At 71.9% G+C, this 18,733-nt stretch carries 23 protein-coding genes; 11 read left to right on the forward strand and 12 right to left on the reverse strand.

Annotated features, from left to right (window positions below; all coding sequences use genetic code 11):
* Positions 1 to 182, forward strand: a 182-nt coding sequence (locus H7A73_RS11120) for a hypothetical protein (RefSeq protein ID WP_220456606.1), incomplete at its 5' end; no start/stop codon positions are given.
* A gap of 69 nt (positions 183 to 251) precedes the next feature.
* Here H7A73_RS11120 and H7A73_RS11125 read toward each other — a convergent pair.
* Together H7A73_RS11125 and H7A73_RS11130 are read right to left on the reverse strand one after the other, a co-directional pair.
* Positions 252 to 1,274, reverse strand: a complete 1,023-nt coding sequence (locus tag H7A73_RS11125; RefSeq protein ID WP_182066008.1) for a transporter — start codon at positions 1,272 to 1,274, stop codon at positions 252 to 254.
* 50 nt (positions 1,275 to 1,324) lie between these two features.
* Complete coding sequence (locus tag H7A73_RS11130; RefSeq protein ID WP_182066009.1) at positions 1,325 to 2,155, reverse strand: DUF1684 domain-containing protein; 831 nt, start codon at positions 2,153 to 2,155, stop codon at positions 1,325 to 1,327.
* Positions 2,156 to 2,306: 151 nt separating this feature from the next.
* On the opposite strand from H7A73_RS11130, the gene H7A73_RS11135 reads away from it, so the two are divergent.
* Positions 2,307 to 3,533: a cobalamin-independent methionine synthase II family protein gene (locus tag H7A73_RS11135; protein WP_182066010.1), complete on the forward strand. Its 1,227-nt coding sequence runs from the start codon at positions 2,307 to 2,309 to the stop codon at positions 3,531 to 3,533.
* A gap of 146 nt (positions 3,534 to 3,679) precedes the next feature.
* Here the strand turns inward: H7A73_RS11135 and H7A73_RS11140 are convergent, their stop codons facing one another.
* A complete protein-coding gene (locus H7A73_RS11140; RefSeq protein WP_182066011.1) occupies positions 3,680 to 4,642 on the reverse strand; it encodes an SDR family NAD(P)-dependent oxidoreductase in 963 nt (320 codons plus the stop codon).
* Between the two features lie 75 nt (positions 4,643 to 4,717).
* Between H7A73_RS11140 and H7A73_RS11145 the strand changes: the two genes are divergently transcribed.
* Together H7A73_RS11145 and H7A73_RS11150 are read left to right on the forward strand one after the other, a co-directional pair.
* Entirely contained in the window at positions 4,718 to 4,978 is a 261-nt protein-coding gene (locus H7A73_RS11145) for a hypothetical protein (protein WP_182066012.1), read from the forward strand.
* A gap of 126 nt (positions 4,979 to 5,104) precedes the next feature.
* Complete coding sequence (locus H7A73_RS11150) at positions 5,105 to 5,950, forward strand: family 16 glycosylhydrolase (RefSeq protein ID WP_220456607.1); 846 nt, start codon at positions 5,105 to 5,107, stop codon at positions 5,948 to 5,950.
* Between the two features lie 29 nt (positions 5,951 to 5,979).
* Here H7A73_RS11150 and H7A73_RS11155 read toward each other — a convergent pair whose 3' ends face one another.
* Together H7A73_RS11155 and H7A73_RS11160 are read right to left on the reverse strand one after the other, a co-directional pair.
* A complete protein-coding gene (locus H7A73_RS11155) occupies positions 5,980 to 6,195 on the reverse strand; it encodes a hypothetical protein (protein ID WP_139179681.1) in 216 nt (71 codons plus the stop codon).
* 23 nt (positions 6,196 to 6,218) lie between these two features.
* Entirely contained in the window at positions 6,219 to 6,557 is a 339-nt protein-coding gene (locus tag H7A73_RS11160; RefSeq protein ID WP_182066013.1) for a DUF3140 domain-containing protein, read from the reverse strand.
* 218 nt (positions 6,558 to 6,775) lie between these two features.
* Here H7A73_RS11160 and H7A73_RS11165 point away from each other — a divergent pair, with 218 nt between their 5' ends.
* From H7A73_RS11165 to H7A73_RS11170, 3 genes are all read left to right on the forward strand, one after another.
* Positions 6,776 to 7,675 (forward strand): SDR family oxidoreductase, encoded by a 900-nt coding sequence (locus H7A73_RS11165; RefSeq protein WP_182066014.1) that lies wholly within the window; start codon positions 6,776 to 6,778, stop codon positions 7,673 to 7,675.
* Positions 7,676 to 7,795: 120 nt separating this feature from the next.
* Positions 7,796 to 7,930 carry a hypothetical protein gene (locus tag H7A73_RS18105; protein WP_259362844.1) on the forward strand — a complete coding sequence of 45 codons (135 nt, stop codon included), beginning with the start codon at positions 7,796 to 7,798 and terminating at the stop codon, positions 7,928 to 7,930.
* A 57-nt stretch (positions 7,931 to 7,987) separates the two neighbouring features.
* Positions 7,988 to 8,935 carry a methyltransferase family protein gene (locus H7A73_RS11170; protein WP_182066015.1) on the forward strand — a complete coding sequence of 316 codons (948 nt, stop codon included), beginning with the start codon at positions 7,988 to 7,990 and terminating at the stop codon, positions 8,933 to 8,935.
* 201 nt (positions 8,936 to 9,136) lie between these two features.
* On the opposite strand, the gene H7A73_RS11175 is transcribed toward H7A73_RS11170, so the two are convergent.
* On the reverse strand, positions 9,137 to 9,751 hold the full coding sequence (locus H7A73_RS11175; protein ID WP_182066016.1) for a DapH/DapD/GlmU-related protein: 615 nt from the start codon (positions 9,749 to 9,751) through the stop codon (positions 9,137 to 9,139).
* Positions 9,752 to 9,868: 117 nt separating this feature from the next.
* Positions 9,869 to 10,825 carry an AraC family transcriptional regulator gene (locus H7A73_RS11180; protein ID WP_182066017.1) on the reverse strand — a complete coding sequence of 319 codons (957 nt, stop codon included), beginning with the start codon at positions 10,823 to 10,825 and terminating at the stop codon, positions 9,869 to 9,871.
* Positions 10,826 to 10,931: 106 nt separating this feature from the next.
* On the opposite strand from H7A73_RS11180, the gene H7A73_RS11185 reads away from it, so the two are divergent.
* Positions 10,932 to 11,258: a hypothetical protein gene (locus H7A73_RS11185; RefSeq protein ID WP_182066018.1), complete on the forward strand. Its 327-nt coding sequence runs from the start codon at positions 10,932 to 10,934 to the stop codon at positions 11,256 to 11,258.
* An 18-nt stretch (positions 11,259 to 11,276) separates the two neighbouring features.
* Here the strand turns inward: H7A73_RS11185 and H7A73_RS11190 are convergent, their stop codons facing one another.
* Positions 11,277 to 11,591, reverse strand: coding sequence for a hypothetical protein (locus H7A73_RS11190; protein WP_182066019.1), 315 nt, complete (start codon positions 11,589 to 11,591; stop codon positions 11,277 to 11,279).
* 188 nt (positions 11,592 to 11,779) lie between these two features.
* Here H7A73_RS11190 and H7A73_RS11195 point away from each other — a divergent pair, with 188 nt between their 5' ends.
* Together H7A73_RS11195 and H7A73_RS11200 are read left to right on the forward strand one after the other, a co-directional pair.
* Entirely contained in the window at positions 11,780 to 12,613 is an 834-nt protein-coding gene (locus H7A73_RS11195) for an SDR family oxidoreductase (protein ID WP_182066020.1), read from the forward strand.
* A 153-nt stretch (positions 12,614 to 12,766) separates the two neighbouring features.
* Complete coding sequence (locus H7A73_RS11200) at positions 12,767 to 13,264, forward strand: hypothetical protein (RefSeq protein ID WP_182066021.1); 498 nt, start codon at positions 12,767 to 12,769, stop codon at positions 13,262 to 13,264.
* A gap of 25 nt (positions 13,265 to 13,289) precedes the next feature.
* On the opposite strand, the gene H7A73_RS11205 is transcribed toward H7A73_RS11200, so the two are convergent.
* A complete protein-coding gene (locus tag H7A73_RS11205; protein WP_182066022.1) occupies positions 13,290 to 13,637 on the reverse strand; it encodes a DUF4333 domain-containing protein in 348 nt (115 codons plus the stop codon).
* Positions 13,638 to 14,150: 513 nt separating this feature from the next.
* Between H7A73_RS11205 and H7A73_RS11210 the strand changes: the two genes are divergently transcribed.
* Positions 14,151 to 15,308, forward strand: coding sequence for a glycosyltransferase family 4 protein (locus tag H7A73_RS11210; protein ID WP_182066023.1), 1,158 nt, complete (start codon positions 14,151 to 14,153; stop codon positions 15,306 to 15,308).
* On the opposite strand, the gene H7A73_RS17965 is transcribed toward H7A73_RS11210, so the two are convergent.
* From H7A73_RS17965 to aspD, 3 genes are read right to left on the reverse strand one after another with little or no spacing between them, the layout of a single operon-like run.
* Positions 15,269 to 16,441 carry a collagen-binding domain-containing protein gene (locus tag H7A73_RS17965; RefSeq protein WP_259362857.1) on the reverse strand — a complete coding sequence of 391 codons (1,173 nt, stop codon included), beginning with the start codon at positions 16,439 to 16,441 and terminating at the stop codon, positions 15,269 to 15,271. The genes H7A73_RS11210 and H7A73_RS17965 overlap by 40 nt on opposite strands.
* Positions 16,411 to 17,055, reverse strand: coding sequence for a collagen-binding domain-containing protein (locus H7A73_RS11220; RefSeq protein ID WP_182066024.1), 645 nt, complete (start codon positions 17,053 to 17,055; stop codon positions 16,411 to 16,413). The genes H7A73_RS17965 and H7A73_RS11220 overlap by 31 nt, the downstream gene beginning before the upstream one ends.
* A complete protein-coding gene (aspD, locus tag H7A73_RS11225) occupies positions 17,052 to 18,716 on the reverse strand; it encodes an aspartate 4-decarboxylase (RefSeq protein ID WP_182066025.1) in 1,665 nt (554 codons plus the stop codon). Before aspD ends, H7A73_RS11220 begins: the two co-directional genes overlap by 4 nt.
* Positions 18,717 to 18,733 lie beyond the last annotated feature (17 nt).

Below are 18,733 nucleotides of genomic sequence, written 5' to 3' on the forward strand. Positions count from 1 at the left end.
ACTGCGCCACCGGCGACGTCACGATCGTGTCGCACGGTGCGGTCGGCGCGCTGCTCCTGGCCCACCTGCGCGGCGTCCCGATCACGCGCGCCCTCGACCAGCCCGGCATGGGCAGCGTCTTCCGCTTCGATGCGCCCGCCTGGCGGGCGACCAGCGGCTGGCGACGCGTCCCCGCGACCTGACGGGAGGCGCGGGGCGGAGCCGCCACGGGCCTCCCGTCCGCCGACTGCGCGGCCCGACCACCCCGCTCGTCAGACCACGCGCGTCGCGCCCGTCACGGGGCCGGGGGCGGCGTCCTCGTCGTCGGCGTCGTGCAGGGTCCGCTCGGCCTGCCCGAGCAGGTGGTGCACGGCGAGGCCGATCGAGCGGGCACCGACGACCGCGACGAGCACGCTCAGCAGCGCGAGCAACGCGGCGGTGGGGATCCAGGCGGACGGCAGCGCGAGTGCCCGGAACCACTCCACTGCGGCGGTGGCGACCGCGGCTGCCGGGAACACGAACGACCAGAACCCGAGCGAGAACGCGAGGCGGACGTACCGCGGGAGCAGGGCCAGCTGCACGAGGACCATCAGGACGCCGAGGCCCGCGATGGCCTGCACCGGCAGGGTCACAGCACCGTCGGTGAGCGCGAACACCGACAGGGTGGCGACCGCCGGCGGCGCGACCAGGATCGCCATCGTCGGCACGAGCGGCCCCGGCAGCGCCGGTCGGAACGCCAACCGGATGAGCAGCAGGCCGGTCATGACGCCCCAGAAGAACACGCCGACGCCGAGGGCCGGCCAGGACAGCCAGCCGACGCCGACCTCGTGCGTGGCGACCGAGGCGACCAGGGCCGCGGCGACCGTCGGCAGCAGGTAGCCGCCGTGCACGGACTCCAGGGCGAGCCGGCCCTCGAACCAGGTGCTCAGCAGCCAGGCGGCGAACCCGGCCGCGGTGGCCACGGCGGCGAGCACGACGACCTGACCCGCGACGGGGACGAACCGCGCCAGGTCGACCCCGAGCAGCATCGCGGTCGCGGGCACGAGGGCGGCGATCGGCCCCTGCGACGGGTGCCGGAGCTGGTCGACCAGCCGCTCCCGGACACGTGCGCCACGGACGGCGTGCGCACCGAGCAGCCACACCCACGCGATGGCGGCGATGGCCCAGAACACCTGCGGCACGACGGTGGGCAGGTGCAGCACGGGGGCGGCGTACGACCACGTCTCGGCGAAGCCGGCGAGGCCGAACGGGACGGCGAGGGTGTTGAGCGGGATGCGGGAGGTGGTGCGTTGCATGGCTCCCCCATTGTCGTGGACGGGTCGGCGGCGGCGGTGCGCGCCGGCGGTCAGGCCGCGGGGAGTTGCTCGCCCGCCTCGATCGCCACGTCGAGCCGGTTCTCGGCGGGCGGCAGCGGGCAGGTCGCGTGCGGGGTGTACGCGCACGGCAGGTTCGTCGCCCGGTTGAAGTCGATGCGGGTGGCACCCTCGGCATCCGGTGCGGCGATGTCGAGGCTCCGGTTCGCCGCGGACGTCGTGACCCCGCTCGTGCGATCGGTGAACAGCACGTGCAGGCCGCCGGCGTGCCCGTTGAACGCCAGGAGCGACCGCGGCCCGTCGAGGTCGAACGTCAGGACGCCGGGGGCCTCGTACACGTGCAGCAGGCCGTCGACGACGCTGCCGACCGTGACCTCGCGCGGGGTGTCGAACGGCTCGAAGTGCGCGTCCACGACGAAGCGTCCAGCGGGGGTGTACGCCGGGGTGCCGTGGTAGCCGACGCGGGTCGGGTTCGACGGGTGCCGCGGGCGCAGCAGGTCACTGCCGCCGCGCCGGGCGACCTCGATCACCACGGTCTCGTCGCCGTCGTGCCACACCACGTCGGTGCTCGAGCGCTCCGGCAGCGGGCCGAACCGGTACCTCCCGGTGACCGCCTGTCCGTCGACCTCGATCGTCTCGCCGTCGGCCAGTGCGACCTCCGGGCCGTCCTCGTCCGTCGACCAGCTGCCCGGGGCGTCGTCGAACCGTTCCGGCGTGGCGGTGAGCCAGCGGATGCTCGTGATCGCGAGGAAGCCGTGCTCGCTGGCGCGGGCCTGCTCGTGGTCGTCGTGCCACCTGGTCCACGCTTCGGCGAAGGTCGGTGCTGCCGGGGTGGTGGCGCTCGTCGTGGTCGTCGTGCTCATGGGTCGACCGTACGACGGGTCGCCGGGTGCCGCGACGCGGAACGTAACGGGCCCGTTCCCTCGTGGCAGAGTGGCACTGCAGCGCACCGCGAAGCCTCGCGCGCGGCCCCCGACTCCCGACAGTCCGCACCCATCGAGAGGAAGGCAGCGCATGCCCTTCGAGAACACCGACCGCATCCAGGCCACCACGGCCGGATCGCTCCCGCGCACCCCCGAGCTCATCGCTGCGAACGCCGCTCGGCCCGTCGCCGCCGACGGCTTCACGCTCGAGACCACCGACGAGGTCCGCGCCCTGACGAGCGCAGCCGTCGACGACGTCGTCGCACGGCAGACCGCGCTCGGCATCACGCAGCCCGGCGACGGCGAGTTCGGCAAGGCGATGTCGAACAGCGTCGACTACGGCGCCTGGTGGGGCTACTCGTTCCAGCGCGTCAGCGGCCTGAGCCTGACCGACGAGAACATCTTCTCGCAGCAGCCGGTCCGCTCCACCCCGGGGAACATCCGGCTCACGAGCTTCCCGGACCGCCGCGACTGGACGATCTTCCACGACGCCTACACCGACCCCGAGTCGGGCATCGGCACCGGCAAGAACGCCACCGCGTTCCCGACCACGACCGGCCCGATCACCTACACCGGCCACGAGGCCGCGGCCACCGACGCCGCGAACCTCAAGCACGCGGTCGACGCCGCCGGCGCCGACAACGGCTTCATCACGGCGCTCTCCCCCGGTTCCGCCGCCCGCATCGCGAACGAGTACTACGCGACCGAGGAAGAGCACATCTGGGCGTGGGCGGATGCCCTGCGCGAGGAGTACACGACGATCCTCGACGCAGGCCTCGTGCTGCAGATCGACGACCCCTCGATCGCCGAGAACTGGGACCAGATCAACCCCGAGCCGAGCATCGAGGACTACCGCGCCTTCACCCGCATCCGTGTCGAGGCGCTCAACCACGCGCTGCGGGGCCTGGACACCAGCCGCGTGCGCTTCCACCTGTGCTGGGGTTCCTGGCACGGCCCGCACACCACCGACATCGAGCTCCGCCACATCGTCGACCTGATGCTCGAGATCGACGCAGGCGCGTACTCGTTCGAAGCCGCCAACGCCCGCCACGAGCACGAGTGGACCGTCTGGCAGGACGTCACCCTGCCCGAGGGCAAGGTCATCGTCCCCGGCGTCGTCGGCCACGCCACGAACGTCGTCGAGCACCCCGACCTCGTCGCGCAGCGCATCGAGCGGTTCGCCTCGGTGGTCGGGCGTGAGCGCGTCATCGCCGGCACCGACTGCGGCCTCGGCGGCCGTGTGCACCCGCTGATCGCCGCGGCGAAGCTCGAATCCCTCGGTGAGGGTGCCCGGCGCGCGAGCGCGAAGCTCTTCTAGCCGCCCGTTCCTTCCCAGAACGGCTGCGATACCTGGCGGGATCGGGCGTACCTGCCATGAACAACACGGCAGGTACGCCCGGTTCGAGAAGGTACGCCCGGTTCGAGAAGGTACGCCCGGTTCGGGAAGGTACGCCCGGATCCCGTCTACCGACGCGAGCGACCGAGCACGACCGCCGCGCCCGCAGCCGCGACGCCGAGCCAGACGAGGGGGCGCGTGACGCGCCGTCGCTTCGCGACCCAGCCGCCGTTCGTCGCGTTCGCGGCGTCGGCGGGGGCGTAGAGGTTGCCGTCGGTCGGGGTGCCCTTGCCACGGAGCGCGAACGTCTCCACCATCGGCTTCGTGATCTTGTGGAACAGGCCCGGGAACACGTACTGCAGCGGCACGAGCGAGGCCTGGATGCGGCCGACGAACCGGTAGCGCTTGGGGTGCGAGGCGGCGTGTACGACGGCGCGGCCGGCTCGCTCGACCGAGACGGTGGGCGGCAGCGGGTGCGAGGTCTTGCCGGTGTAGTTGGCACCGTTCTGGTAGATCGGGGTGTCGATGGTGGACGGCAGCAGTGCGGTGAACCGGATGCCGGTGCCCGCGAACTCGTCACCGAGCACGTCGACCAGGCCGAGCGCAGCGTGCTTGCTCGTCACGTACGCCGACTGGTACGGCGCCGACAGCAGTGACTGGATCGAGCCGACGAGCACGTAGGTGCCCTTGCCGCGCTGCTTCCAGTGCGGCAGCAGGTGCGTGATGGCGTTGAGGTGCCCGTACAGGTTCGTGTCGACGACGCGCTTGAACGCCTCGGTCGGGGTCTGCTCGAACAGGCCGTAGACGAACAGCGCCGCGTTGCCGACGAAGACGTCGATGCGGCCGAAACGGGTCGTCACGGTGCCGATGAGGTCCTTGACCTGGTGCTCGTCGGCGACGTCCGTCGGGATCGCGATCGCCTCGGCGCCGAGCTTCCGGCACTCGGCGGCTGCGGCCTCGAGCGAGTCGTGCCCGCGTGCGGCGAGCACGAGCGTCGCGCCCTGCCGGGCGAACTCGTGTGCGGCGGCCCTCCCGATGCCGCTCGATGCTCCGGTGATGACGACGATCTTCCCGCGGTACCGATGTCCCATGTGTCCTTGGTACGCGCCGTCGGTCCGATCCCGCACAGCCGCGCCGTACCCCTGCCCGCGGTGCGAAGATGGAGCATGCGCAAGGACGACCTGACCGTCGACGAAGCCGCGGTCATCGCCGAGCACGCCCGCTCCGGCGCCCTCGAGCTCGACGATCCCGAGGTCCGGAAGGTCGTCGAGCAGGCGAACCGGGTGCTGGTGCGTGCGCAGATGTGGGGCGAGGAGCGGAGCCCGAAGCTGCGACGGCGCCGTCGGTTCATCGCGGTCGGGGCACTCGTGATGGTGCTCGTCTGGGTCGCGGGACTCCTCGTGCCGCTGGCGATGCGCTTCGGCTGACGAGCGCGGCAACTCCCGCACTGCCCGTGCGCCAGGCGGACGAACGGCGGTCGGACCCTGGTGGGACACGCACGGATGCGGCATGATCCGACGACCACACCACCATCGCGCTGCAGGGAGCACGACTTGGACCAGCACATCGATCGACGGCGCTTCATGGCGCTCGGTCTCGCGGGGGCCGCCGCCACCGCCCTCGGCACGACGACGATCGGCGACGCCACGGCCGCCGAGGCTGCGACTGCCGCGATGGGGCCGGTGCTGCTCGCCGCCGACGAGTTCGACGGCCCGGCCGGCAGCGCGCCGAACCCGGGGATCTGGCGGTACGACCTGGGTGCGGGCGGCTGGGGCAACGCCGAGCTGCAGACGTACACGGACTCGCGGCGGAACGCGGCGCTCGACGGTGCTGGCAACCTCGTGATCACCGCACGCCGTGAGGCCGACGGCTCGTACTCGTCGGCCCGGCTGAAGTCCGAGAGCACCTACACGGCACAGTACGGCCGGATCGAGGCACGGATCAGGATCCCCCGCGGCCAGGGCATCTGGCCGGCGTTCTGGATGCTCGGCGCGGACATCGGGCAGGTCGGGTGGCCCGCTTGCGGGGAGATCGACGTCATGGAGAACGTCGGCTACGAGCCGGGGATCGTGCACGGCACGGTCCACGGGCCGGGGTACTCCGGTGCCCAGGGCATCTCGGCGGCGTACCAGCACCCGACCGGAGCGGCGTTCGCCGACGACTTCCACGTGTACGGGGTCGACTGGCGCCCCGGCTCGATCACCTGGACGGTCGACGGCGTCGCGTACCGGACGGTCACCCGGGCCGACGTCGGCACGGCCCCGTGGGTGTTCGACAAGCCGTTCTTCGTGATCCTCAACGTCGCGGTCGGCGGGAACTGGCCGGGGTCGCCGGATGCCTCGACAGGGTTCCCGCAGCAGATGACCGTCGACTGGCTCCGGGTCCACCAGAACGCGTAGCCGGGCGCTCCCGGACCGTTGCCGCCGGGTCAGGGGCGGCGGTTCGCCCGGGCGACGAGCCACAGGTAGGTGCTGTGCCCGACCAGGGCGAGTCCGAAGAACACCGCGGCGACCGCGTAGACCCGGTCGAGCTTGCCCTGCCCGATCACGAGCATCACGACGCAGAACACAACGGCGATCGCGAGGACACCGACCTGCACGGTCGACCAGATCCGTCGGAAGCGCGGCATGCCCGTCTCGTTCACGCCGTCCATTCTGCCCGATGCCGTCAGTGCTTCTCCGGGTCGTGCCCCCAGTTCATGAGCGAGTACCGCCACGGGGTGTCGTGCACGTCGCCGGCGGGCCGCTGTTCCGAGTGCCGGGCGACGTAGCCGACGACCTTCCGCATGTGTGCCAGGTCGTCGTGGGTGCGGTCTGCCTTGTGCTTCTCGAGGATGCGGATGATGTGCCGCCCGCTCTCGTGCCCGGTGGACTCGCCGCCGCCCGAGGGCTTCTGCCCGACGGACTTCGACTCGTCGGTGTCGAGCCACTTCCGCAGTTCGGTGGCGGTCATGTTCACCGCGTGGTCGAAGTCGGCCCGGGTCTGCTCGTCGTCGTGCTCGCTCATGTGGACGAGCAAACGCGGCGGCCCTGGACAGGAGCGCAATGCGCTGGACGGATGTCGTCCCCCGGTCGTCCAGCCCGGGAGCGTTTCCTGATCAGGCGGTCCAGCGGCCCGTCCGCGGGCGGTCCGCGGGGCGGTCCGCGGGTCCCGCAGCACGCTGCGCGACCACCCCGACCACGACCGCACCCGCATCCGCATCCGCATCCGCACAGGAGGACCCCATGCCCACCGACCAGTACGAACACGGCGACCCCCGCACCCGGTACCCCGACGTCGAGCCGCAGCCGCAGACCCAGGACGAGCCGGGCCTCCAGTCACGGATGGACCCGGTACCCGACCTGGGTGAGTCGAGCTACCGCGGGACGGGGCGGCTCGCCGGTCGGAAGGCCCTGATCACCGGGGCCGACTCCGGCATCGGCGGCGCCGTCGCCATCGCGTTCGCTCGCGAGGGCGCGGACGTCGCGCTCGCCTACCTGCCCGAGGAGCAGTCCGACGCGGACCACGTGATCGAGCAGATCCGGGCGGCGGGCCGCACGGCCGTCGCGATCCCCGGGGACCTGCGGGACCGCGCGTACGCCCGCGAACTCGTCGACCAGGCGGTCGCCGGCCTCGGCGGCATCGACGCGCTCGTCAGTGTGGCCGGCAAGCAGCGCTGGCAGCCCGACGTGCTCGACATCACCGACGAACAGTTCGAAGCGACCTTCGACGTCAACGTCTTCGGGTTGTTCCGGCTCGTGAAGGCCGCGCTGCCGCACCTGGCACCGGGTTCGACCATCACCACGACCGCATCGATGGAGGCGTACCAGCCGGCACCGGACCGGCTCGACTACGCGGCTTCGAAGGGCGCGGTCAACAACCTGTCCAAGGGACTGGCGCAGCTGCTCGTCGAGCGTGGTGTCCGCGTGAACGTCGTCGCACCGGGGCCCACCTGGACCGTCCTGCAGCCGAGCGGCGGTGTCGATCCGTCGACCCTGCCGGAGTTCGGCAGCAGCGAGTCGCCGATGGGCCGCGCGGCGCAGCCGGCCGAGCTCGCGCCGGCCTACGTGTTCCTCGCCTCGCAGGAGTCCAGCTACGTCGCGGGCGAGACCCTCAACGTGAACGGCGGCATGGTCACCCCCTGATCGTGCCACCGCGTGCGGGACGTCCCGCACCACACCGCGGAGACCCCGTCGCGGGACCGGGTGGGAATGGAACGGCCCCACCCGGTGTCGAACTCACCACCGACCACGAAGGAACCCATCATGAGCCTCGACCTCCACGAGAGCACCGGCGCCGACGAGCGCGCCTGCCTGCCGAAGCCCGTCCTGCCCAGCCTGCACGACGAGCGCACCCCGTCCTTCGGTCGCTGGCTCGGCCAGATCAACCACACCGGCTGACCCACCCGGAGCGACGGCACGCACGGCCCCGGCGCCGCGCACTGCTACCGTGCACCCATGTCCTGGGGCCGGCGGTACTTCGCGCTGCAAGCCGTCGGCGGAGCGACCTGGTGGACCGCCGTCGCGACGCTGCCGTGGATCCGCACCACGACGCTCGGCTCGCTCGACCCGGTGCTCGTCGCCGCGTTCGACGTCCCGCTGTTCGTCGTCGCGTCGGCGCTCGCCGCCTCGGGTGTCCGGGCCGCCGCGGTGGTCACGACGGTGTGGACCGCCCTGGTGCTCGTCGCCCTGAGCGTCTGGGCCACCGTGACCGGCGAGGCCGGCTGGGGCGTGCTCGTCATGCTGGCCGCCACGATCGGCTCGGCCCTCGCCCTCGCCCTGGTGCTGCTCGGACGGATCCCGTCGGAGTGGGTGACGACCGGTCCGCTGCGGATCCGAACGGCTGACGCCAGTGCCCCGCGTTCCCGGCACGTCATCGCGACCGTGCTGCAGATCGTCGTCTTCTGGGGCCTGTTCCTCGGGGTGTTCCCCCTGGTCATCGCGTTCGCCGAGCACCGCTGGGGCCTGCACCCGCAGCTGCCGACACCCTTCGTCACCACCCTCACCGTCGTCGGTGTGGTCGTGCTCCTGCTGGCGAGCGCGCTCGGCATCGCGTCGGCGGCGGCGATGTCGACGAAGGGCGAGGGCACGCCGCTGCCCTCGGCCACCGCGAACCGTCTGGTGGTCGCCGGGCCGTACCGGTCGGTGCGGAACCCGATGGCACTGGCCGGCATCACCCAGGGCGTCGCCGTCGGCCTGCTGCTGTCGTCGTGGCTGGTCGTCGTCTACGCGGTCGCCGGTTCGGTGGTCTGGAACTGCATCGTCCGCCCGCTCGAGGAGTCCGACCTGGAAGAACGGTTCGGCGACGACTTCCGTCGCTACGCCGAGCAGGTCCGGTGCTGGGTGCCGCGGTGGCCGGTGCCGGCGCACGTGGGTCCGGTGCCGCTCAGCTCGTCGCGCCGCTGATCTCACGACCCACGACACCCCGTGGCGATCGGTCAGCATGCCGAACGGACATGACGGTCTGCCTCGTCCTGCGCGGGCGCCGTCGCCCGCGTCGTGATCATGCTGGCAGGGTGCGCGTCCCCGCGGACGGGGCAGGCGCACGGGTGCTGGGCCGCGCCGGACGGGAGGCGCGTGGCGGCGCCGCCACGCGCCTCCAGGCCGTCACGCGGCGGGGTCCACCACCGGCGGTCGCGCGGACGGGGCGAGCTCGCGGATGCGCTTGGCGGGGACGCCGGCGTACACGCCGTGCGCCGCCAAGCGGCCGACGACCACGGCGCCGGCGGCGACCACGACGTCGTGCTCGATGTGGGCGCCGGGCAGGATCGTGGCGCGGCCGCCGATCCAGACGTGCTGCTCGACGACCACCGGGCGGCCGGTCGCGACGTCGCTCCACCGGCCCTCGGCGTCGATCTCGTGGTGGCTCGTCATGATGAGCACCTGCATCCCGATCGCGGTGTTCGCTCCGATGGTCACGGGGGCGACGGCCTCGACGGTGACGTTCCGGTTGCAGAAGACACCCCGGCCGATGGTGAGGTGCTTCGGGTCGCCCGTCAGCGAGAACCCGGTGCCCACACCGGACTCGGCGCGTGCACCGGCGGCACGGAGCAGCAGCCGCCGGACGATCCGGGGCAGCAGCGGAGATCCGAGCAGTGCGGTGAAGACGAAGTGCTCACGGGCGTGGGAGGCGTCCTCGACGAGCCGACGGCCGAACGTCGACGGATCGGTCGTCGGCGGGACGGCCGCGGTCGGGACGGGTGGTGCTGCTGAGCCGGCCATGGGGTCTCCGATCGTCGTGGCTGCGTGTCCGTGCAGCGCAACCGTAGGGCGACGAACGTCGGCGATCGGCCGGACGGGAGGGCGGTTGCGGGATTCTTGCGGGGGCGCGCGACGTGCCTACGCCCGCCCGCCGTCGCGTGCGGCGGACAACGTCTGCCTGGGCAGCTCGCCGAACTCCTCGCGGTAGCTCCCCGCGAACCGCCCGAGGTGGGCGAACCCGCTCGCCCGGGCGATCTCGGCGACGCTCCGGCCATCGTCCGACTCGAGCTGTTCGCGGGCGAGCAGCAGCCGGATGCGGCGCAGGTACATGGTCGGGGTGATGCCGTGGTGCCGCTGGAACGCCGCCTGCACGCCGCGCACGCTCAGGCCGGCGGCCTCGGCGACGTCGTCGACGGTGATCGGCTCGGTGGCGTGCTCGAGCAGGAAGGTCTCGGCACGGGCGAAGCGGGCGGTGGAGGCCATCGCCGGCTCGTGCTGCCCGACGGGCCAGTGCGGGATCGCGGTGAGCAGACCGCCGGCGGCGAAGCGGGCGAGCTCCCGCTCGCGTTCGACCGGGACGGCGTCCGGTCCGGCCAGCACCTCTTGCGCGACGGACCGCACCATGAGCCACCAGGCAGCGAGCGGGGCGCCCTCGGGGACGTGCCGCGGACGGAACTCGATGGGACCAGGTGCCCAGTCGCCGCGCTCGGCTGCGACCTCTTCGACGATCGAGCGGTCGATCCGCAGGACGTCCTTGTTGCACGCGATCCAGCGGAAGCGCTGGGGCCCCTGACGGAAGAGCGTCGGGCGACCGATCTTCACGGTGTTCTCGTCGAGCTGGGCGACCCCGGACTTCATCCAGAAGATGGTCATCGCGTCGCCCGGCTCGATCGCGCCGCTCAGGACCCCGGTGCAGCGGGTCGACTCGAGCGACAGCAGGTCGGTACCGCGCACCCGCTCCTCGAACACGAACTCGGCGTCCGTCGGCTCGACCGACAGCCCGTGGGTGATGTGCGTCCGAGCCATCGCCTCGGCCGCGACCGACGGCTCGGCGGTCTGGATCTCCCGCAGCATGCGGTGCATCGTCTCGGGCACGTGACGATCCTGACGACAAGTCGTCGTCGGCGCAACGAGCGGCGCGCCGTGTTCCTGTGCGACGGCCAGCCGACGACCTGTTGGCTGTGCTGATGGAGGCCCGGACATGAAGTACATCCAGTACGACCGCTCGACGATCCTGACGAGCGACGACGTGGCCGACGCCGTGATCGAGTACGCCGCAGCGCTGGCCGGCGGGAGCCGCGCGGACACCGTGGCGATCCCCGCCGTCGCCTCCGACGGCACGATGACGACCACCAAGGTGCTCATCGGCCCGTCGAGCCAACTCGTGGTCGAGGACGCCGACGAGGACGAGCTCGAGCGCGAGGACGCGGTGTTCGTGGCACGGCTGCGCGCCGCCGCCCTGACGTTCGAGCACGACGACGTCATCCATGCCGACCGACGGCCGGACCTCGACCCTCCGGGAGCCTGAAGCGCTGCGGTGGCGCCGTCAGCACCCCAGATGCGGCGGTTCCGCACTCGTGTCCACTGCGAGGACCGCCTCGGTGCGCCGTGCAAGCTCCAGCAGGAACGCTCCGCCTTCGGGTTCGAGGTCGTCGTCCGGCGCCGGTTCGAGTGCGACCGGGAGCGCCGGTGCGAGCAGGACCTCGACGGTGCTCGCCACCCCGAACGTGTCGGCCGTCGGGATCGACACGACGTCGCTCAACCGGCTCTGGTGCAGCGCGGCCGCGTACCGGATCACAGCGTCGGCGATCGAGTCGCTCGTCAGGACACGGACCGTGCCCGCGTAGTTCACGTACTTCACACTTGCTCCCTGGTGAAGAGGAGCATCCGTCGCGGTGGCGGGTCCTGATCCGGTGCAACGGTAGGCCGCCGTCGCGCGCCGCACACATCTTCGCTTCCCGGACGGGGTACGCCCGGAGCCTGGACCGGTGCTCAGTGGGGGTCGCAGACCATCGAGGACGTCCAGGGAAACCGACCGCAGGGAGAGACATGACCGAGCAGCAGCAGCCCCCGGGGAGCGAACAAGAGCTCACCCCGAAGGCAGACCACGGCGAGGAGTCGTACCGCGGCTCCGGCAAGCTCACCGGCAAGCGCGCCGTCATCACCGGCGGGGACAGTGGCATCGGCAAGGCCGTGGCGATCGCGTTCGCGCGCGAGGGTGCTGACGTCCTGATCAGCTACCTGCCGGAAGAAGAGGACGACGCGCAGGACACGAAGCGCTGGATCGAACAGGCCGGTCGGAAGGCCGTGCTGTTCCCGGGCGACGTGAGCGACCCCGCGTACTGCCGATCCGTCATCGACCAGGCGGTCTCGGAGCTCGGCGGGCTCGACGTCCTCGTCAACAACGCCGCGTACCAGATGACCCACGAGACGATCGAGGAGATCAGCGACGAGGAGTGGGACCACACCCTCGCGACGAATCTCAGCGCCTACTTCCACCTCGTCAAGGCCGCCCTGCCGCACCTCGGCCCGGGCTCGTCGATCATCGGCTCCAGCTCGGTGAACTCCGACGACCCGAAACCGAACCTGGCGCCCTACGACGTCACCAAGGCCGGTGTCGCGAACCTGTCGGCCGCGCTCGCGCAGCTGCTCGGCGAACGCGGGATCCGCGTGAACAGCGTCGCCCCCGGTCCGATCTGGACGCCGCTGATCCCGTCGACGATGCCGCCGGAGCAGGTCGAGCAGTTCGGCAAGCAGTCGCCGCTCGGCCGTCCCGGTCAGCCGGCCGAGCTCGCACCCGTCTACGTGCTGCTCGCCAGTGACGACGGCAGCTACGTCTCCGGCGCGCGGGTCGCCGTCACCGGCGGCACCCCGATCCTGTGACGGGACGGCGGCCGGCAACGGGACGGCGATCCGACGACGTGACCAGGTGACGGACGGGAGGCCCGGGGCACGACGTGCGCCGGGCCTCCCGTCCGTCGTCGCGGCGCTCCTGGCTGAATCGCCGTCCACCGCGCCCCGCCTACGTTCAAGGCCATGTCCACGCGAGCGAAGACCGTCACGGCGCTGTTCGGCGCCGCCACCGTAGCCCTCCTGCTCACCGCCTGCGACCCTGGCGGAGCGCAGAACATCAACCCCGTCGGCAAGGTTCCCGGGTCCGAGGAGAAGTCCCAGTCGGCCCAGTGCGACGTGGCCGCCAGCGCGGCCGTCGACATGATCGACGAGGCGGTCGGGTCGCACGACACCACCGAGTTCGCGAACATCCAGAAGGGTGACGGCGGATGGTACCTCGGTGCCGCGATCGTCCCCGCGGACAGCAACGACTCGAACGACGACGAGGTCACCATCTGGGCGACGACCGCCGACCCCACGGCCGATGACTTCGACGGCCCGCTGTACGCCGTGAACGACGTCGCCAAGCAGGCCGTCGCCGATGAGACGACCACCACCTCGGACGCGCCGACGCCGTTCGCCGACGACTCGAAGGCCGCCGAGCAGGTCGAGAGCTGCGTCGTCGAGGCGTCGGACCGCTAGTCATCGGACACCGCGCCGTGGCCGATCAGCCCTTGGGCTGGTCGGCCACCCGCACGTCGACGTGGTAGTCCTCGCCGCCGTCGGTGCTGATCGTCGACACCGAGTCGTAGACCACGTCGTAGCCCGCGGTGTTCACGTCGCAGTGCACTTCGGCGCCGTCCTCGATCGCGATGTCGTCCGGACCGCAGTCGACCTCGGGCGTCGCGTCCGACACGTCCGCCAACGCGTCGACGACGACGCGTTCGAAGGCGTCCGGTGTGACCGTCCGTGACACCGACGACGATGCCGACACGGTGCACCCGCTGAGCGTCACCGCCAGGGCGATCGTCGCGGTGAGCGTCGTGAGTGCGGTGATGGCGCGCTGGTACTGCATGGTTTCCCCCCCCGTGGTCCCCTGGCCGCTGCTCGCCCCGAGATCGGGACCGGCCGTTCTTCGACGATAGCGGGAAGGTGCGAGGACGTCTGCCACGAGTTCGGGTCAGGAGCAGACGTCCTCGCGCTACGACGCCGTCGGGTCGACGCGGTGGTCTTGACGAGGCCAGCCCGGGAACAGGGGGTCGGGCACCCGCCGGTGGGGTCCGGCGGGGTAGCTTCCGGAGACTGTACGACGACCACGGCTCAGACGTGTACAGGATCTGCAGGAACCGGACAGGGACTGTCTGTCCGCCCCCGCATCGAGGACCGGGTGTCCGCCCGGGGATTCGTGAAGACCCACTCATCCGCGTCGTGGATCGCTAGACGATCGTCTGCTGAGCGCCTACGGTTCCCAGTGCCCCCTGCCGCTCCCGAACCGTGAGAGACCGCCGACGCATGCACAGCCCCCGCCGGACCACCCTGCTCGAGACCGGCTGCTGACGTGGCGGCGGCGAAGGCGAGCGTCCTGCTCGTGAGCGACTTCCCCCTGACGGCGATGCGGGGTGAACGTGCTGCGCTGGTCGAGCAGGCGAAGGCCTTCGCGGAGTGCGGTCACGTCGTCTGGGTGGCGACTCCGCGGTCGAGCGGGACGGCGGACCTGCGGAAGCACGGCATCCGCCTGTTCGAGGTCGAACCGTCGATCAGCGCGCCGGAGAGCGATCTGCCAGTGGTCCGCAACTCGGTCCGTGTCCGCCGGAGCCTCGGCACGCTGATGCTCGAGGAACGGATCGACCTGGTCGTCACCCACTCGGACTTCGGTCTCGCCGTGGCGGCGCTCATGACGGCACGCTCCCTCGAGCTGCCGACGATCCACACCGTGCACGGTTCGGCGCCGGTCAGGGGGCGGACCGCGGCGGCGATGGCGCCCCTCGCACGGCACGCGCACCGTGTGGTGACCGGGACCCGACCCGCACGGCACCGCTTCACGGGGCACCCCATGGACGATGCGCGCCGGAACATGGCCGTGGCCGTCTGCGGGGTGGCCGACGTCGTCGTCACCCCGACGACGCGGCAGGCCCGTGTCCTGCGTGCGGCCGGCGTCGGCCCGGTCCACGTCGTGTCCAACGCCGTCGGCCGCCGGCGGGTCGAACCGCCGCCGGCGCCGGAACTCGGACCGCTCCGGCTCGTCTGGGCGTCGCGGTTCACCCCGGACAAGCGCCTCGACGTCCTCCTCAACGCGATCCGGCTGGTGGAGATCCGACTCGGGGCCCACGCCGTGCGCGTCGACGTCGCCGGCGGGACCGTCCCTCCGACCCGCACGCCGGTGTCGGTCCGCGTCCACGGCCGCCTGTCGCCGGAGGGTGTCCACGACCTGCTGCTGTGCGGGCACGCGGCGGTGGTCTGCTCGCTCGAGCACGACGGCCAGCCGATGACCGCACTCGAGGCGATCCGGGACCACCGCCCGGTCATCGTCTCCGACATCCGCCTGGCGAGCGAGTTCGGCTCCGCCGCCGTCCTGACCGACGACGAGACCGCGTTCGGGCTCGCCACCACGATCATCGAGCTGGCGTCGGACCGGACCCTGCTGCGACCGCACACCGACGCCGCCATCGAACACGCGCGGCGCGCGACGGCGGAACGGCACACGGATCAGGTCCTCCGGCTCGTCGCGGGATCGCGTTCCTGCTGAGCGCCGGCCCGGACGCGGTGACGCCCGAGTGCGGTCGCGCCCCCGGCACCGAGCAGCCCGAGCGCGAGCAGCGCGAGGGGCAGCGGATCGGCTCCGGTGGCGGCCAGGCTCCCCGTGCCGCCTCCGGGCTCCACGCCGGCGTGCGATGTCGTGTCGACACCATCGCCGGTACCGGGCGCGCCGTCCCCGCCCTGGTTGCCCGTGCCGGTCCCGCCCGGGTCAGGGGTCGTGCCGCCGGACCCGCCACCACCACCGGGTCCGCCGTCACCGGGGTCGCCCGTGCCCGCGCCACCGCCGTCGCCACCGCCGTTGCCGCCGCCGTCGTCCGGCACCACCGTGTTCACGATGGTGCAGACCACGTCGTCTCCGTCCGCGACCGTGACCACCCCGTCCGTCACCGGCGCCCCGGTGCAGGTCCAGTCCCCCGCCTCGTAGCCGTCGGGGCCGCCCGACTCGGTCAGCGTGTAGTCCCCCGGCGGCACCGGCCGCCCCGTCACCGCGTCGCTGCCCGACGTTCCGGAGACCGTGGTCGGTCCGGTCGCGGTCAGGGTCCAATCGCCCGGATCCGCGTCGCCACCGACGACCTGCTTGACCAGGGTGAGGTCTCCCTCGACGGCGTCGGTCGACAGGCACGACACCGTCGTCGAGAAGGGGAACCCGTGGATCTCACGTGGCACCGGACCGGCGGCGGTCGCGACCCCGTGTGTGAACGACGCCGCGACGACGTTGCCCTCGACGTTCTGTGTCACGTCCCACCGCAGGTCGGCCCGGGGCGCGTAGATGGTGCCCTCGAGGACGTCGGCGCCGGTGACGTGCACGGTGGTCGCGTCCGGGAAGTTCCAGAGCACGAACGGCGCGTGGGCGTTCGTCAGGTTTGCGAGGTTCGGGACGGAACCGTCGAACGTCGTCCCCGTGACGTTCACGACGAGCGGCGATCCGGGGCCGGGGAGACCGTCGAAGGTCAGCAGGTCGAGGGCGTCGAGGTCCTCGGCGGCCACCGTCAGCACGTTCGTGACGCCTGGCTGGACGTCGGCGTACGCGGCCGTCACGGGCGCGATCGGCGTCGCCAGGGGTGCACCTGCGGCGTCGTGGAGCACGGTCGTCACCGGGCACGTCCCGAGGTCGGCGGACAGGGACCGGTAGCGGGCGAAGGACGCGCGAAGTCCAGCACCGACGGGTCGGCCATCGTCGGGACGGAGCTCGCCGACTGCCTGGTCGTCCCCTCGATACGCGGGAACGTCTCGGCGGTGGTGCCCTCCGGAGCGAGCCGGTAGTCGATCGCCGCGCCGTTCTGGTCCGTGTCGAAGGCGTCGTAGGTCGCCGTGTCGCCGACGTGGGCGTACCCGCCGTTCAGCACGCGGAGCACGGCCGACTGCGCCGACGGGAACCGGATGCCGCCGTCGACGTACAGGAACGTGGGACGGCTCTCCCCCGGCAGCGTCAGGGCGTTCGCGGGTGGGTTGCCCGCACCGATGTTGTAGCTGGTCTCGAAGGCCAGGTCGCCGCCGGCGGCGAGCGTGCCCTCGGCCTCGTCGGCTGCGAGCTCGACGTCGCCCTCGACGAAGACCAGGAACCCCTGGTTCGCCGGGTGCCCGTCCACCGGCACGGTGACGGGGTTGACGGGCGGGACGTCGGCCGCCGCTGCGGACTCCGTCGTGATCAGGGCCGCCGGCGTGACCAGGACTGCCGGCACGAGCAGTGCGGCGACGCCGAGCAGTGCCGCCCGGCTGCGGAACCGCGCCGTCACGGCCGGGCCGCCTGCTCGGCGTCGGCGTCCGCGCCCTGCTCGTCGCGCCACTCGTCGAAGTACTGCTTGCCGATCGCCCGCAGGCTCCGGCCGATCTGCGTGTAGTCCTCGTCCCGCAGGTTCGCCAGCGACACCCGGACGGACCACTCGGGGCCGTCGAACCCGCCCCCGTTCAGCAGGATGATGCCGGTCTGGTCGGCGAGCCGGAACAGGATGTCGGTCGGTTCGTAGTGCTCGCGGAGGAAGGCACCGATGCCCGGCCCCCGCAGTCGTTCGGCGTAGGCCAGCACGTCGAGCTCGACGTAGTAGCCGACCCGGTTGACGTCCTCGGGCAGGGAGACCTGCATCCCCTCGAGCAGCAGCTCCAGTCGGTGCCGGATGAGCCCCTGCGCCTGGTGCTTGTAGTGGTCGGTGTCGTCGAGCACGGCGTACGCCGCGAAGAGCAGCATCTGGCACTGCTGCGGGAGCGACAGTCCGGCGGTGTGGTTCAGTGCCACCGAGCGGCTGTCTGCGACGAGCCGGTCGACGAATCGGATGTCGCGCGGGTGCAGGGAGAGGGTGCCGTACCGGGCGTCGAGGGCGGACTGGTCCGCTTCGGGCAGTGCGGCGAGCCGCTCGTCGAACACGTTGTCCCGGTTGACGGCCACGACACCGAGCCGCCAGCCGGTCGCGCCGAAGTACTTCGAGAACGAGTAGACGCCGATCGTGTTCCGCGGGACCTCGGCCATCAGGGAGCGGAAGCCGTCGATGAAGGTGCCGTAGACGTCGTCGGTGATGATCGTCAGCTCGGGGTTGTCGGTGGCCACGACGTCGGCGATCGCGTCGAGCGTCTCCTGGGCGATGCGGACCGAGGGCGGGTTCGTCGGGTTGACGACGAACAGGGCCTTGATGGAGGGGTCGCGCAGCCGGTCGATCTCCTCCGGCGGGTACTGCCAGGTGTGCACGCCGTCCTGGTCCACGGTGCTGGCGTGCAGGTGCACCTGCTCGAGGTCGTAGTCGGCCAGCGCGGGGATCTCGAGGTACGGGGTGAAGATGGGCGTCATCAGGGCGATCCGGTCGCCGCGGTGCATCAGCCGGTTCTCGAGCAGCGAGTCGAACACGTAGCACATCGCCGCGGTGCCGCCCTCGACGGCGAACAGGTCGTACGGCTGCGCCGGCGGTTCCCCGGCGCACATCTCCTGGACGAGGTACTCGTGCACGATCTGCTCGGCGTGGTGCAGCATCCGGTCCGGCTCCGGGTAGTGGTCGCCGATCACGGAGTCCGCGAGTTCCCAGACGAAGGAGTCGGGTGCGAAGCCGAGGTCGTCCACCCCGTGCCGGAGCACCCGGCGCAGCAGGTCGACCCCGGGTTCGCCGTCGTGCTCGGTCAGCCACGAACCGAAGCGATCGGCGATGCCGTCCTTCTGCGGCACGCCGACGAGCTCGGGGTCCCACTCCCGGTTCTCACGCGAGACCGTGAGTGCGAACTGCCCGAGTGCGAAGAACGCCTCGCGTGGGGTGGGTGCGATGAAGTTCGGGTTGCCGCGGCCGGCGTTGAGCATCTGGAACGCGGTGCGCGACTCGTGCTCGCCGGCGATGCGCTGGAGCTCGGCCTTGAGTTCGAACGGGGACAGGTGCTGCAGGCGCGCGATCTGCTCGCGGGAGACGCTGGCGACGGGCATGTGGTGCTCCTTGTGCG

It is taken from the genome of Curtobacterium sp. ME12 (genome assembly GCF_903970855.1).
In the GTDB taxonomy this organism is placed as follows: domain Bacteria; phylum Actinomycetota; class Actinomycetes; order Actinomycetales; family Microbacteriaceae; genus Curtobacterium; species Curtobacterium poinsettiae_A.